Source organism: Streptomyces sp. NTD91 (genome assembly GCF_059510455.1).
Genome location: NZ_JCAJZW010000023.1, coordinates 94,009 through 108,540 on the forward strand (window position 1 = coordinate 94,009; position 14,532 = coordinate 108,540).

Consider the following 14,532-nt stretch of genomic DNA (forward strand, 5'->3'; position numbering starts at 1 on the left):
TATGAGCACTCTCGAGCCCGAGCGCGGGACTGGTACGGGGACCCTCGTAGAGCCGACGCCACAGGTGTCCCACGGCGACGGCGACCACGAGCGCTTCGCCCACTACGTCCAGAAGGACAAGATCATGGCGAGCGCCCTCGACGGCACCCCCGTCGTGGCGCTGTGCGGCAAGGTCTGGGTGCCGGGCCGTGACCCGAAGAAGTACCCCGTGTGCCCCATGTGCAAGGAGATCTACGAGTCCATGGGCAGCGGCGGGGACGACAAGGGCGGCGACAAGTAGGGCCCCCGTACCCGGTCTGCTCGCTGGGCCCCGGCGCGCCGCGGCGTGCGCCGGGGCCTCGCCGTGCCCCGGTCAGGGGCGCGGAATGGTCGAGACCTCTTGTCTGCGGTGCGCGGAGTCCGTAGCGTCCGTACGCGGCGGAACAGCCGTTGTCACGCGGTGCAACGCCGGGGTGCGGAGGGGCGACGGACGGCATGAGCGGCACATCCGATTTCGTGGAACCCGACAAGGCGCTGATTCCGGCGCCGGGCCGTGTGATCCGGAACGCGCCCGGTTGCACGAGCCTGGACAGCGGGACGGCGCTGGAGGCGGGGCCCGGGACCGAGGGGGTCGCGCGCTGGCTGCGGTCCACGGTCGGGGCGGCGACCGGCCTGCCCTTCCCGGAGGCGCCCGGCCGCGCCGACCGCATCGTGCTGAGCATCGAGTCCGACCTGCCGCCGGAGGGCTACCGCGTCGTCATCGACGGCCGGCCGTTGCGCATCCAGGGCGGCAGCGCCGCCGGCGTCTTCTGGGGCGCCCAGACCTTCCGGCAGCTCCTCGGCGCCGACGCCTTCCGCAGGGCGCCGCTGCGGCCGGGCCAGGACTGGGACCTTCCGGAGATCACCGTCGAGGACAGTCCCCGTTTCGGCTGGCGCGGTCTGCTCCTGGACGTGGCCCGGCACTTCATGCCCAGGGAAGGCGTGCTGCGCTACCTCGACCTGATGGCCGCGCACAAACTCAACGTCTTCCACTTCCATCTGACCGATGACCAGGGCTGGCGCATCGAGATCAAGCGGTATCCGAAACTGACCGAAACCGCTTCCTGGCGGTCGCGGTCGAAATTCGGTCACCGGGCCTCCCCGCTGTGGGAGGAGAAACCGCACGGCGGTTACTACACCCAGGACGACATCCGGGAGATCGTCGCCTACGCCGCCGAGCGGCACATCACCGTCGTCCCGGAGATCGACGTACCCGGCCATTCGCAGGCCGCCATCGCCGCGTACCCGGAACTCGGCAACACCGACGTCATCGACACCACCGCCCTGGACGTCTGGGACACCTGGGGGATCTCCGCCAACGTACTCGCCCCCACCGACACCACCCTGCGTTTCTACGAGGGGGTGTTCGAGGAGGTCCTGGAGCTGTTCCCGTCGGAGTTCGTCCATGTCGGTGGCGACGAGTGCCGCAAGGACCAGTGGGCCGGGTCGACGACCGTCAAGAACCGGATCGCCGACCTCGGTCTGGCCGACGAGGACGAGCTGCAGGCGTGGTTCATCGGCCACTTCGACGCCTGGCTCGCCGCGCGCGGACGCCGGCTGATCGGCTGGGACGAGATCCTGGAGGGCGGGCTCGCGCGGGGGGCGGCGGTGTCCTCCTGGCGTGGTTACGCCGGCGGGATCGCGGCCGCGCGGGCCGGGCACGACGTCGTCATGTGTCCGGAGCAGTACGTGTATCTGGACCACCGTCAGGCCCCGGGTGAGGACGAGCCCGTGCCGATCGGGTACGTGCGCACCCTGGAGGACGTCTACCGGTTCGAGCCCGTCCCCGACGGGCTCACCGGGGCCGAGGCCCGGCATGTGCTGGGCACTCAGGCCAACGTCTGGACCGAGGTGCTGGAGGACCCCGCGCGCGTGGACTACCAGACCTTCCCCCGGCTCGCCGCCTTCGCCGAGGTGGCCTGGAGCCACCTGCCCGCCCCCGCGGAACGGGACTTCGCCGGCTTCGAGCGCCGTATGACGGCCCATTACGCGCGACTGGACGCCCTCGGCGTCGCCTACCGGCCGCCCACCGGCCCGCGGCCGTGGCAGAGGCGCCCCGGCGTCCTCGGCCGCCCGATCGAGGGGCCGCCGCCCGCCGGGTGACCGGCGCCTCGAGGCGACCGTTTCGAACAAGTGCCGGAAAACCGCTCCAAGCGTCACCGAAGAGTGTCAATCCCCGCGCACCGGCGATGCCGTGCGAAAACGGAACATCTCTGCGGTGAGGTGGGCGAACGCCTCCTGTCGCCGACCGGCGGACCCCCGTCCTCGGGCCTTGCGAAGATGTGCCAGAGTTGCCACGTCCGCCCTGTGAGCACGTACCGTACGGGCCACACAGGTGGGACCAGGTGGGGCAGCGGGAAGGGGCAGCCGGTTTGACCACGCACGCACCGCAGGCGGAGCAGGCCGTCACGCTGCCCACGACGCTGGACGAGGCCGTGGCGGCCCTCACCGCCATGCCCGCCGCCGTGCCCGTCGCGGGTGGCACCGACCTGATGGCCGCCGTCAACTCCGGCCAGCTCAGGCCCGCCGCCCTGGTGGGCCTCGGGCGGATCAGCGAGATCCGCGGCTGGCAGTACCAGGACGGCCACGCGCTGCTCGGGGCGGGCCTCACCCACGCGCGCATGGGCCGCCCCGACTTCGCGGCCCTGATCCCGGCGCTCGCCGCCGCCGCGCGCGCCGCGGGCCCGCCGCACATCCGCAACGCGGGCACCCTGGGCGGCAACATCGCCTCGGCCGCGCCCACCGGCGACGCCCTGCCGGTGCTGGCCGCCCTGGAGGCGACGCTGATCATCGCGGGCCCGGGCGGAGTCCGCCGGGAGATCCCGGTGTCGCATCTGCTGGCCGGCATGGAGATGCTGCGCGGCGGCGAACTCATCGGGTACGTGCGTGTGCCGCTCCTGCACGCCCCGCAGGTCTTCCTCAAGGCCACCGGACGCACCGGGCCGGGCCGTGCCCTGGCCTCCGTGGCCGTGGTCCTCGACCCCGCTCGGCGCGGCGTGCGGTGCGCCGTCGGTGCCATAGCGCCGATGCCGCTCAGGCCCCTGGAGGCCGAGCAGTGGGTCGCCCAGTTGATCGACTGGGACAACGACCGCGCGCTCGTCCCGGAGGCCCTGAACGCCTTCGGCGAGTACGTCGCCGCGGCCTGCATCCCGGACCCGGTACCGGAGCCCGACGGCTCGGTGCCCCCGCTTCCGCCCGCCGTACTGCACCTGCGGCGCACCGTCGCCGCGCTGGCCCGACGAGCACTGGGGAGGGCGCTGTCGTGACCGACGACCAGCACGGAGAGGGCACGCCCCAGGGCGGCGGGCGTTGGAACCCGCTGCCCCAGGGCGACTACGACGACGGCGCCACCGCCTTCGTCAAGCTCCCCGAGGGCGGCATCGAAGCCCTGCTGAACGGCGAGAGCCCGCTGGCCGCGCCGGGTCACGGCTATGTGCCGCCGCAGATAGCGGCCGCCCCCGGCACCGGCGACCCCGCGGCGACGGGCAACTGGTCCGCACCGGCGGGCGGCGCCGAGTGGCCCGAGGCGAACGCCGCGCAGCAGGCGCCGCACGCGGACGACCGGTTCACGTACAACCCGGGCGCGACCCAGCACTGGACCTTCGAGGAGCCCGCGGGCCCGTCCGCGCCGGGACACGACGTCACCGGGCAGTGGTCGATCCCGGTCGCCGGCGGCGACCTTCCGGACGAATCGGGCGAGTTCACCACGTCCTCGCTGGTCGAGCAGTGGGGCGGCACCCCGCCGGCCACCCTGCCCGGCGGCGCGCCCGCGCCCTGGGCGACGGGGGACACCTCCGGCTCCTGGGACCGGCCCGCCGAGCCGGGCCGCACCGGCACGCATCCGGCGGGCGGCACGCCGGCACCGGACACGTTCGCGCGCGACGAGCGGTACGGCCACGCGGAGCAGGGCCGCGCGGAGACCGGTCACGCGGAGCACGGCCATGAGGGGGGCCGGCACCCGGAGTTCGGACACGACCGGGCCGGGCGCGCGGAGTCCGGCCGCCCGGAGCCGGGCCATGGCGGGGCAGACGCCGCGGAGTTCGCGCACGGCGCCGCGGACCACGCACGGTCCACGGCGGCCGAACGCGAGGCCGAACCCTCGGACACGCCGCCCCCCGTCGACGGCCGCGCCCCCGCGCAGGCCCCTGAGGGCGCCGCTGCGGCACGTACCGAGCGCGAGGGTCCCACGGACCGCGGCACCACCCCACAGGTCGCCACGGCGGCGGACACGGCCGGCACCGAGGCCTCTTCCGCCTCGGGGACCGCGGTCACACACCCGGACGCGGCCGACGCGGCCGCACCGTACGGCACGCGCGAGGAATCCGCCGGGGAATCCGGTGAGGGCACCACCGGTGAGCCCGCCGAGGCCCCCGACCCCGCGCAGGCGGACGACGACGAGACCGCCGAGAAACCCGCCGTACCCCTGCCTCCGCACGACGACCACCCGCTCGCCTCCTACGTCCTGCGCGTCAACGGCGTCGACCGGCCCGTCAGCGACGCCTGGATCGGCGAGTCGCTGCTGTACGTCCTGCGCGAGCGGCTCGGGCTCGCGGGCGCCAAGGACGGCTGCTCGCAGGGCGAGTGCGGGGCCTGCAACGTCCAGGTCGACGGCCGTCTGGTGGCCTCCTGCCTGGTCCCGGCGGCCACCGCGGCCGGCAGCGAGGTGCGCACCGTCGAGGGCCTGGCCGCCGACGGGCAGCCCTCCGACGTGCAGCGCGCGCTCGCCCGCTGCGGGGCCGTGCAGTGCGGTTTCTGCATCCCCGGCATGGCGATGACCGTGCACGACCTGCTGGAGGGCAACCCCGCCCCGACCGAGCTGGAGACCCGGCAGGCGCTGTGCGGCAACCTGTGCCGCTGCTCCGGCTACCGGGGCGTGCTGGACGCCGTCGCGGAGGTCGTCGCCGAACGCGAGGCCTCGCACGCCGCCGACGCCGAGGCGGACGCGGACGAGGCCCGCATTCCCCATCAGGCGGCCCCCGGGGCCGGCGGGGTCAACCCGTCGGCGTTCGAGGCACCGGGCGCGTTCGACACGCCGCAGGCCGCTCCCGGCGGCTACGCCGACACGCCGCCGTACGGCACGCCCGACCCGTACGGCACACCGCCGCACGGCACACCGGGACCGCACGGCCCGAGCTACGGCCAGGACGGAGGACAGGCGTGAGCAACGAAGCCGCCACGGCGACCACGGCCGCGGAAGCGGCCCCCGAGGCCGAGCCGCTCCCGCACGGCCTCGGCGCCTCCCTCCCGCACGCCGACGCCCGCGCCAAGACCGAGGGCACCTTCCCGTACGCGGCCGACCTGTGGGCCGAGGGCCTGCTGTGGGCGGCCGTCCTGCGCTCACCGCACGCGCACGCGCGCATCGTGTCCATCGACACCAGCCACGCACGCGAGATGCCCGGCGTACGGGCCGTCGTCACCCACGAGGACGTTCCCGGCACCCCCCGCCACGGCCGGGGCACGCCCGACCGGCCGGTGTTCGCCTCCGAGGTCGTACGGCACCACGGCGAGCCCATCGCGGCCGTGGCCGCCGACCACCCGGACACCGCGCGGATGGCGGCGGCGGCCGTCATAGTCGAGTACGAGGTACTCGACCCGGTCACCGACCCCGAGCAGGCCTTCGAGGCCGAGCCGCTGCACCCCGACGGCAATCTGATCCGGCACATCCCGCTCCGGCACGGCGACCCGGACGCCGTCGGCGAGATCGTCGTCGAGGGCCTGTACCGCATAGGGCGCCAGGACCCCGCCCCGATCGGCGCCGAGGCCGGCCTCGCCGTGCCGCGCCCGGACGGCGGCGTGGAGCTGTACCTGGCCTCCACCGACCCGCACTTCGACCGCAACACGGCCGCGGCCTGCTACGGGCTGTCCCCGGATCGGGTGAAGATCGTCGTCACCGGTGTGCCGGGCGCCACCGCCGACCGCGAGGACCAGGGCTTCCAGCTCCCGCTCGGCCTGCTCGCCCTCAGGACCGGCTGCCCGGTGAAGCTCACCGCGACCCGCGAGGAGTCCTTCCTGGGGCACGCCCACCGCCATCCCACGCTGCTCAGGTACCGCCACCACGCCGACGCCGAGGGCAGGCTGGTGAAGGTGGAGGCGCAGATCCTGCTGGACGCCGGCGCCTACGCCGACACCTCCTCCGACGCCCTGGCCGCCGCCGTCTCCTTCGCGTGCGGCCCGTACGTCGTCCCGAACGCCTTCATCGAGGGCTGGGCCGTCCGCACCAACAACCCGCCCTCCGGCCATGTGCGCGGCGAGGGCGCGATGCAGGTGTGCGCCGCCTACGAGGCGCAGATGGACAAGCTGGCCAGGAAACTCGGGCTGGACCCGGCCGAGCTGCGCCTGCGCAACGTGCTCGCGACCGGTGACGTCCTGCCGATCGGCCAGACCGTGACCTGCCCGGCTCCGGTCGCCGAACTCCTCCAGGCCGTACGGGACTTCCCCCTGCCGGCGCTTCCCAAGGACACTCCCGAGGAGGAGTGGCTGCTGCCCGGCGGCCCCGAGGGCGCGGGCGAGCCGGGCGCCGTGCGCCGGGGCGTCGGCTACGGCCTCGGCATGGTGCACATGCTCGGCGCGGAGGGCGCCGACGAGGTGTCCACGGCGACGGTCAAGGTCCACGACGGCGTCGCGACCGTGCTGTGCGCGGCCGTGGAGACAGGACAGGGCTTCACCACCCTCGCCCGGCAGATCGTCCAGGAGACCCTCGGTATCGAGGAGGTCCACGTCGCCCCGGTCGACACCGACCAGCCGCCGGCCGGCGCGGGCTGCCGCGGCCGGCACACGTGGGTGTCGGGCGGCGCGGTGGAGCGTGCGGCCAAGATGGTCCGCACCCAGCTCCTGCAGCCCCTCGCCCACAAGTTCGGCATGTCCACCGAGCTCCTCCAGATCACCGACGGCAAGATCACCTCGTACGACGGCGTGCTCTCGACGACCGTCACGGAGGCGATGGACGGCAAGGAGCTGTGGGCCACGGCCCAGTGCCGCCCGCACCCCACCGAGCCGCTGAACGCCTCCGGCCAGGGCGACGCGTTCGTGGGCCTGGCCTTCTGCGCGATCCGCGCGGTCGTCGACGTCGACATCGAGCTGGGCTCGGTGCGGGTGGTGGAGCTGGCGGTCGCCCAGGACGTCGGCCGGGTCCTCAACCCGACCCAGCTGGCCGCCCGGATCGAGGCGGGCGTGACCCAGGGCGTCGGCATCGCCCTCACGGAGAACCTGCGCACGCCGCGCGGCCTGATCCGCCATCCCGACCTGACCGGGTACGCCCTGCCGACGGCACTGGACGCCCCGGACATCCGGATCGTCAAACTGGTCGAGGAACGGGACGTGGTCGCCCCCTTCGGCGCCAAGTCCGTCAGCGCGGTCCCGGTCGTGACGTCACCGGCAGCGATCGCCTCCGCGGTCCGCGCGGCCACCGGCCGTCCGGTCAACCGCCTCCCGATCCGCCCGCAGGCGGCGGTGGTCACGCCCCAGTGACCCGGCCGGTCACACTCCGGTGACCGCGGACGGCTCGGAGTGCCGGTGATCGCTGCTGCCGGGCAACGTGCGCCGCTCCTCGGGCGTCCTTTCCCGGTGAGGGCCGTTGTCAGTGGTGCGGCGTAGTGTGCTGAGCGGTGGGGGCACTCGCACTCACGGGCACCCGTGCGGACGGACGCACGGGTGCACCGACGGGGAAGATCGCGGGGGAGCGATGAGCACGACCGACGCCGGGGTCCCGGCGATCACGCTGACCGAGGCGGAGCTGGACCGCTATGTCACGCACGGGCCGACACGCGGCCTGCTCGGCGGCGCGGGACTGCCCGCGGGCACCGACCTGCTGACCTTCTCCCCGCTGCGCGCACACGGCCTGCGCACGCTCGCCGACGCCGCGGACGGTCCGTTCCGGGTGGCGGACGAGCTGCGGGACCGGCTGGTGATAGGCGAACTGCTCAACCCGGCGGGCATGCGGCGCGAGTCGATCCTGCTCGACGGCGGCACGGGCGAGCTGACGACGGCCTACCTCTTCGCCCCTTCCCGTTCCCGTCCCTTCGCGCCCTCCCTGGACACGCTGCTGCGTTTCGCCGCGGTCACCGAGGAACTGGCGGGCCTGCGCGGCCGTTTCGCCTCCCTCGCCGGCCGGTACGGCCCCCAGACGGCGGCCGAGGCCACTCGCCGTCTCCTCTCGCTCTTCGAGGAGAGCACGGACGGCGAAGTCCCGCCGTACTGGAAGGCGGCGGCCCTGATCCGCCCGCTCTCCCTGGTCGCCGGCCCCGGCACCGCCTCCGGCCTCACCCTGGACGTCCCCGCCCGCCTCCTGGACCAGGAGTTCGGGCACGGCCGCGTGACCCGTTTCGAGGAGGTCGACTTCCCCCCGACGCTCACGCACGAGCCGACCCGCCGCTTCCTGCACGAGACCGGCCTGCCGGAGGAGGCGGTCCTCTTCCACGCCGACACGGACGTCCCGCTGCCGACGCTCCGGGAGTACTTCACCGACGAGTGCACCGGCGGCCACCCCCTCGACGAACTCCCGCCCCACGCCGACCACTTGATCCGCCTGGGCCACCTCGTCGAGGACAACAGCCTGGTCCTCGACGGCAGAACGGGCGCGGTCCTGACCTTCGGCGAACCAGAGGCCACGCTCTACCCCCTCAACACCGACGTCTCCACCCTCGCCTACACGCTCTGGCTCCTCCACCACGAGCGCACCATCGACGAACACCTCGGCCACGAACTGACCACCCGCGCCTACGACCACCTGGCCGCGGCCGTGCTCCACACCCTGTCGACCGTCGACCCCACCGCCACACGGCCCGGCACCGACTGGCACAACTGGACGCACCTGTTCCAGGACGAGTCGGGCGGAGTCCCCCGACCCCGCCCGGCCGGAGCGTGATCCGGGGCTGCCCAGCGGCGTTCGTTCGGGTGCCCGGTGACCGACCGGTGACGGAGGCCGGTCGTGTGGCACTGTCGTCGTGGTGCCAGAGCGACGTTCACCGGTTCGACGCCAGGAACACCACCGACACCGCCGACGACGTGGTGCGGTGGGCGCTGTGCGTCGTGCAACCCCGTGGCACCACGATGACCGTCGTCGGCGCGGCCCGGACGACGACGGCCTCACCGGGGCCCTTGTGCCGGTTCGCTCACGCTCGCGTGAACCCGTGGCTGCGTTCCACTTTCGCCACATGCAGCGTGTAGCTCCGGTACCACTCGGCCCGCCCGCGCTTTTGTGCCGCGCGGTGCTCCGCGTTGCTCCGCCACTCCGTGAGGGCCTCGGCGTCGCGGAAGTACCCGACGGTGATGCCCAGCCCGCCAGGAGTCTGCGCGTGGTCCATCCCCAGGAACCCGGGGACGTCCTTCACCAGGTCCTCCATGCGTGCGGCGGTCTCGCTGTAGCCGCTCTGGTCCTGGGTCCGCACCGTAGTGAAGACCGCCACGTAGTAGGGGGGTTCAAAGGCCTCGACGGGCGCGACAGGGGCTTTCGGGTGATCGCTCATGGCGCCACCGTAGGGCGGGACGCGGTCGACCATCCAGCGTCTTTCCTGAACGGGACACAAGGATTTCGGTCTGCCTGGCCAGGCGGTCGGACGCAGTCGGAGGCCGTGGCGGGATTCGAACCCGCGTAACTCGCTTTGCAGGCGAGCCCCTGAACCACTCGGGCACACGGCCGTGTTCGTGGGCATGACGTTGTGGCTGGGGGCTCGGAGGGCTCAAGGGAATCGGCGGCGACGCAACGGGACTGCCACACGCCGTTCATGAAAGGGGGCGTAGGACCAAGGTCGGGGACCGGTTCGGGCCACCGACAGGGGCAAAGTCCGGTTGCGGACCTTACTCTGGTGCCCATGAGTGCCCTGGAGTCGCGTGACCCCGATGTCGTGAAGCCCGTCGAGCAGGGTGACGGTGTGCTGGGCCGGGCCCACCGGGCGCTCAGCGTCGGGATCGTGTCCGTCGTGCTGCTGATCGCGTTCGAGGCGACCGCCGTCGGCACCGCGATGCCCGTCGCGGCGCGGGACCTGGACGGCGTGGGCCTGTACGCGTTCGCCTTCTCCGGGTACTTCACCACCAGCCTGTTCGGCATGGTCCTGGCGGGCCAGTGGTCCGACCGGCGCGGTCCCCTCGGCGCGCTCACCACCGGCATCGGCGCCTTCGCGGCGGGCCTCGTCGTCGCCGGGACCGCGCAGGTCATGTGGGTGTTCATCCTCGGCCGCGCGGTGCAGGGCCTCGGTGGCGGGCTGGTCATCGTCGCGCTGTACGTCGTCGTCGGCCGCGCCTACCCGGAGCGGCTGCGGCCCGCGATCATGGCGGCGTTCGCGGCCTCCTGGGTCGTCCCGTCGGTGGTCGGCCCGCTCGCCTCCGGCGCCGTCACCGAGCACCTCGGCTGGCGGTGGGTCTTCCTCGGCATCCCGGCCCTCGTCGTCCTGCCGCTCGCCCTCGCCCTGCCGCAGATACGGCACAGGGCCTCGGGCCCGGTGGACGGGGAGGCCGGCGCCGTCTCCTTCGACCGGCGGCGGATCCGGCTCGCCCTCGGCGTCTCCGTCGGTGCGGGCCTTCTGCAGTACGCCGCCCAGGACCTGCGCCCCCTCTCCCTCCTTTCGGGGCTGGCCGGCGCCGCCCTGCTCGTGCCCGCCGTCCTCGGACTCCTGCCGCCCGGCACCTACCGGGCCGTCCGCGGCATGCCCTCCGTGGTGCTGCTGCGCGGGCTGTCCGCCGGCTCCTTCGTCGCCGCCGAGTCCTTCGTGCCGCTGATGCTGGTCACCCAGCGCGGGCTGACGCCGACGCTCGCCGGGTTCTCGCTGGCCGCGGGCGGCGGCACCTGGGCGCTGGGCTCGTGGGTGCAGTCCCGGCCGCGGCTGCAGCGGCACCGGGAGCGGCTGATGACCCTCGGCATGCTGCTGGTCGCCGCCGCGATCACCGCCGTGCCGAGCGTGCTCGTGCACGCCGTGCCCGTGTGGACCGTCGCCGTCGCCTGGGGCTTCGGCTGCTTCGGCATGGGCCTGGTGATCTCCTCCACCGGCGTGCTGCTGTTCCAGTTGTCCGCTCCGGAGGAGGCCGGCGCCAACTCCGCCGCTCTCCAGATCTCCGACGCCCTCTCCAACGCGCTGCTGCTCGCGGCGACCGGCGCCGCGTTCGCCGCGCTGGGCGGCGGCAGCACGGCCGCCACGGCCACGGGTGCCGAAGGTTCCCGTCCCGCCGCCTTCGCCGCCGTGTTCCTGCCGATGGCGGGGGTGGCGCTGGCAGGGGTCTGGGTGACGCGGCGGCTTCGGACTCACTGAAGGCGAACACGCGGCGTTCGAAGGCGCCGCGCGAGGCGATGTGACCTCGGTCCCACCCGTGAGCGCCCCGGCCTCGTTCGCGCGTTGACACCGCCAGGGCGCCGGTAAGGTGGCCCGGTTGTCAGAACTGGCCGAGCCCCGCAAGACGAGCCCCACACCACGGAGACCGTGACTACCACCGCCGCTTCCTCCGCTCACTCCCACCACCTGTCGCCCGCCTTCCCCGGCCGCGCGCCCTGGGGTACCGCCGGCAAACTGCGTGCCTGGCAGCAGGGGGCGATGGAGAAGTACATCCAGGAGCAGCCGCGCGACTTCCTCGCCGTGGCCACGCCCGGCGCCGGCAAGACGACCTTCGCGCTGACGCTCGCCTCCTGGCTGCTGCACCACCACGTCGTGCAGCAGGTGACCGTGGTCGCGCCGACCGAGCACCTGAAGAAGCAGTGGGCGGAGGCGGCCGGAAGGATAGGGATCAAGCTCGATCCCGAATACAGCGCGGGCCCGCTCGGCCGGGAGTACGACGGCGTCGCCGTCACCTACGCCGGTGTCGGCGTACGGCCCATGCTGCACCGCAACCGGGTCGAGCAGCGCAAGACGCTCGTCATCCTCGACGAGATCCACCACGCCGGTGACTCCAAGTCCTGGGGCGAGGCCTGCCTGGAGGCGTTCGAGCCCGCCGCGCGCAGGCTCGCGCTCACCGGTACGCCGTTCCGCTCCGACACCAACCCCATCCCCTTCGTGACGTACGAGGAGGGACCGGACGGCATCCGCCGTTCCGCCGCCGACTACACCTACGGCTACGGCTCAGCCCTGTCGGACGGGGTCGTCCGGCCGGTCATCTTCCTCTCCTACAGCGGCAACATGCGCTGGCGTACGAAGGCCGGTGACGAGGTCGCCGCGCGGCTCGGCGAGCCGATGACGAAGGACGCGATCAGCCAGGCCTGGCGTACGGCGCTCGATCCGCGCGGCGACTGGATGCCCAGCGTGCTGCGCGCCGCCGATCAGCGGCTGACCGAGGTCAGGAAGGCCATCCCGGACGCCGGCGCCCTGGTCATCGCCTCCGATCAGGACTCGGCGCGTGCGTACGCCAAGCTGATCCGGGAGATCACGGGCACGAAGGCCACGCTCGTCCTGTCCGACGACGCCGGCGCCTCGAAGAGGATCGACGAGTTCAGCGCGAACGACGACCGGTGGATGGTCGCGGTGCGCATGGTGTCCGAGGGTGTGGACGTGCCCCGGCTCGCGGTCGGCGTGTACGCGACGACCATCTCCACCCCGCTCTTCTTCGCGCAGGCCGTCGGGCGTTTCGTACGGTCCCGGCGGCGCGGCGAGACCGCGTCCGTGTTCCTGCCGACCGTGCCCGACCTGCTGACCTTCGCGGGCGAGATGGAGAAGGAGCGGGACCACGCCCTCGACAAGCCGAAGAAGGAGGGCGAGGAGGACCCGTACGCCGAATCCGAGAAGGAGATGGAGGAGGCGAACAAGCAGCAGGACGAGGACACCGGCGAGCAGGACATGCTGCCCTTCGAGGCGCTGGAGTCCGACGCCGTCTTCGACCGGGTGCTCTACGACGGCGCCGAGTTCGGCATGCAGGCCCACCCGGGCAGCGAGGAGGAGCAGGACTACCTCGGCATTCCCGGGCTGCTGGAACCCGAGCAGGTGCAACTGCTGCTGCAGAAGCGGCAGGCCCGGCAGATCGCGCACAGCCGCAAGAAACCGGACAGCGAGGCCGACCTGCTGGAGCTGCCGGCCGAGCGGCGGCCGGTGGTCACGCACAAGGAGATGATGGAGCTGCGCAAGCGGCTGAACACCCTGGTCAGTGCGTACGTCCACCAGAGCGGCAAGCCGCATGGGGTGATCCACACCGAGCTGCGGCGGGTGTGCGGGGGACCGCCCAGCGCGGAGGCCACGGCGGGGCAGCTGCGGCAGCGCATCGCCAAGGTGCAGGAGTGGGCGACCCGGATGAGATGACCTGCCCAGCAGGTGGCTGGGCCACGCCCCGGACCCCCCAGGGACTGGCGCGTGTCAGTTCCTGGGGGCTGTGCGTTTCCGGACGAATGACAGCAGGCCGGATCTCGGCTTGACCGGATTCTGGACGAAGACTTCCGCTGAGCGAACCTGCTTCGCTACTGTCCCGCTACGCACACGCCCCGTGGCAGCGCCGCCGCGGAGCGCAGCCGTGAAGCGACATGGCCCGGAGCCGCTGGGCCGTCCTGCCGATCGGCGGCCTCTGAAGCGCGTCGCCGACGGGACTCGGCGACGCATCCGTCGCACAGGGGACCGCCGACCTCACCACCAAAGGAGTGGGCGTCGTGACCGCGGAGACCTCTCAGACGCTCGACCGGGGACTGCGCGTCCTCAAGCTGCTGGCCGACACCGACCACGGGCTGACCGTCACCGAGTTGTCCACGAAACTGGGCGTGAACCGTACCGTGGTGTACCGGTTGCTCGCCACCCTGGAGCAACACGCCCTCGTACGGCGTGACCTGGGCGGGCGCGCCAGGGTCGGGCTGGGGGTGCTGCGGCTCGGCCGGCAGGTGCATCCGCTGGTGCGGGAGGCCGCTCTGCCCGCCCTGCGGTCGCTCGCCGAGGACATAGGGGCGACGGCGCATCTGACGCTGGTGGACGGGACGGAGGCGCTGGCCGTCGCCGTGGTCGAACCGACGTGGACCGACTACCACGTGGCGTACCGGGCCGGTTTCCGGCACCCGCTGGACCGGGGGGCGGCGGGCAAGGCGATCCTGGCCGCGCGGCAGTCTCCGGCCGTGGATCCCGGGTACACCCTCACGCACGGCGAACTGGAGGCCGGGGCGAGCGGGGCCGCGGCACCGCTGATCGGGGTCACCGGCGTCGAGGGCAGCGTCGGTGTCGTGATGCTCGCGGACTCCGTACCGGAACGGGTGGGGCCGAGGGTGGTGGACGCGGCCCGCGAGGTGGCGGAGGCGCTGCGCTGACGCGGACCGCGCCGAGCGGCGGACGGCACCGCGGCGCCGCGAAGCGGCCCGTGACGGGAGCGGCCGGCTCACGACGACCCGGGGCCGGTGGGCGGCGGTCCGCTCGCAGGAGCCCCCGGATCCCGCCGGTGCCCCCTCGTCCACGTCGCCCCCGGGGGACGAACCCTCGCCCGCCGCGACGACCGGCACGTCCGGTGCCGGAGGGCGCCGTCGAGCCGCGCCGCCGCCGGCCCGGACACAGGAGGCGGCGAAGGGCACCTTCCTGCTGCACCTCGTCACCTACTCCGCCGAGGGCCGGCCGCGGTCGCCCGCGGGCCCCGAGC

10 protein-coding genes and 1 tRNA gene are annotated in these 14,532 nt (G+C 73.5%); 9 read left to right on the forward strand and 2 right to left on the reverse strand.

Annotated features, from left to right (window positions below):
- The first annotated feature begins 1 nt into the window (after position 1).
- The 6 genes from AC5WRT_RS23250 to AC5WRT_RS23275 all read left to right on the forward strand — a co-directional run bounded on the left by AC5WRT_RS23250 (position 2) and on the right by AC5WRT_RS23275 (position 8,881).
- Positions 2-280: a DUF3039 domain-containing protein gene (locus AC5WRT_RS23250; protein WP_143638399.1), complete on the forward strand. Its 279-nt coding sequence runs from the start codon at positions 2-4 to the stop codon at positions 278-280.
- Positions 281-474: 194 nt separating this feature from the next.
- On the forward strand, positions 475-2,121 hold the full coding sequence (locus AC5WRT_RS23255; protein ID WP_496095469.1) for a beta-N-acetylhexosaminidase: 1,647 nt from the start codon (positions 475-477) through the stop codon (positions 2,119-2,121).
- Between the two features lie 269 nt (positions 2,122-2,390).
- The gene (locus tag AC5WRT_RS23260; RefSeq protein ID WP_496095468.1) at positions 2,391-3,284 is read left to right on the forward strand and encodes an FAD binding domain-containing protein; all 894 of its coding nucleotides are present in this window, start codon (positions 2,391-2,393) and stop codon (positions 3,282-3,284) included.
- Complete coding sequence (locus AC5WRT_RS23265) at positions 3,281-5,179, forward strand: (2Fe-2S)-binding protein (RefSeq protein WP_496100573.1); 1,899 nt, start codon at positions 3,281-3,283, stop codon at positions 5,177-5,179. The genes AC5WRT_RS23260 and AC5WRT_RS23265 overlap by 4 nt, the downstream gene beginning before the upstream one ends.
- Positions 5,176-7,485: a xanthine dehydrogenase family protein molybdopterin-binding subunit gene (locus AC5WRT_RS23270; protein WP_496095466.1), complete on the forward strand. Its 2,310-nt coding sequence runs from the start codon at positions 5,176-5,178 to the stop codon at positions 7,483-7,485. Before AC5WRT_RS23265 ends, AC5WRT_RS23270 begins: the two co-directional genes overlap by 4 nt.
- Positions 7,486-7,699: 214 nt before the next feature.
- Positions 7,700-8,881, forward strand: a complete 1,182-nt coding sequence (locus AC5WRT_RS23275) for an SUKH-4 family immunity protein (protein ID WP_496095465.1) — start codon at positions 7,700-7,702, stop codon at positions 8,879-8,881.
- Between the two features lie 247 nt (positions 8,882-9,128).
- On the opposite strand, the gene AC5WRT_RS23280 is transcribed toward AC5WRT_RS23275, so the two are convergent.
- Entirely contained in the window at positions 9,129-9,482 is a 354-nt protein-coding gene (locus AC5WRT_RS23280) for an antibiotic biosynthesis monooxygenase family protein (RefSeq protein WP_496095464.1), read from the reverse strand.
- Positions 9,483-9,582: 100 nt separating this feature from the next.
- Positions 9,583-9,654 (reverse strand) — tRNA-Cys (locus AC5WRT_RS23285).
- Positions 9,655-9,827: 173 nt separating this feature from the next.
- Here AC5WRT_RS23285 and AC5WRT_RS23290 point away from each other — a divergent pair.
- The 3 genes from AC5WRT_RS23290 to AC5WRT_RS23300 all read left to right on the forward strand — a co-directional run bounded on the left by AC5WRT_RS23290 (position 9,828) and on the right by AC5WRT_RS23300 (position 14,209).
- Positions 9,828-11,258, forward strand: a complete 1,431-nt coding sequence (locus AC5WRT_RS23290) for an MFS transporter (RefSeq protein ID WP_496100574.1) — start codon at positions 9,828-9,830, stop codon at positions 11,256-11,258.
- 168 nt (positions 11,259-11,426) lie between these two features.
- On the forward strand, positions 11,427-13,226 hold the full coding sequence (locus AC5WRT_RS23295) for a DEAD/DEAH box helicase (RefSeq protein ID WP_496095462.1): 1,800 nt from the start codon (positions 11,427-11,429) through the stop codon (positions 13,224-13,226).
- 341 nt (positions 13,227-13,567) lie between these two features.
- A complete protein-coding gene (locus tag AC5WRT_RS23300) occupies positions 13,568-14,209 on the forward strand; it encodes an IclR family transcriptional regulator (RefSeq protein ID WP_496095461.1) in 642 nt (213 codons plus the stop codon).
- The last annotated feature ends 323 nt before the right edge of the window (positions 14,210-14,532 follow it).

Bases quoted from the DNA above. Each gene is read 5' to 3' on its own strand.
- AC5WRT_RS23290 (WP_496100574.1), top strand. From the start codon at position 9,828: ATGAGTGCCCTGGAGTCGCGTGACCCCGATGTCGTGAAGCCCGTCGAG.
- AC5WRT_RS23275 (WP_496095465.1), top strand. From the start codon at position 7,700: ATGAGCACGACCGACGCCGGGGTCCCGGCGATCACGCTGACCGAGGCG.
- AC5WRT_RS23280 (WP_496095464.1), bottom strand. From the start codon at position 9,482: ATGAGCGATCACCCGAAAGCCCCTGTCGCGCCCGTCGAGGCCTTTGAA.
- AC5WRT_RS23250 (WP_143638399.1), top strand. From the start codon at position 2: ATGAGCACTCTCGAGCCCGAGCGCGGGACTGGTACGGGGACCCTCGTA.
- AC5WRT_RS23255 (WP_496095469.1), top strand. From the start codon at position 475: ATGAGCGGCACATCCGATTTCGTGGAACCCGACAAGGCGCTGATTCCG.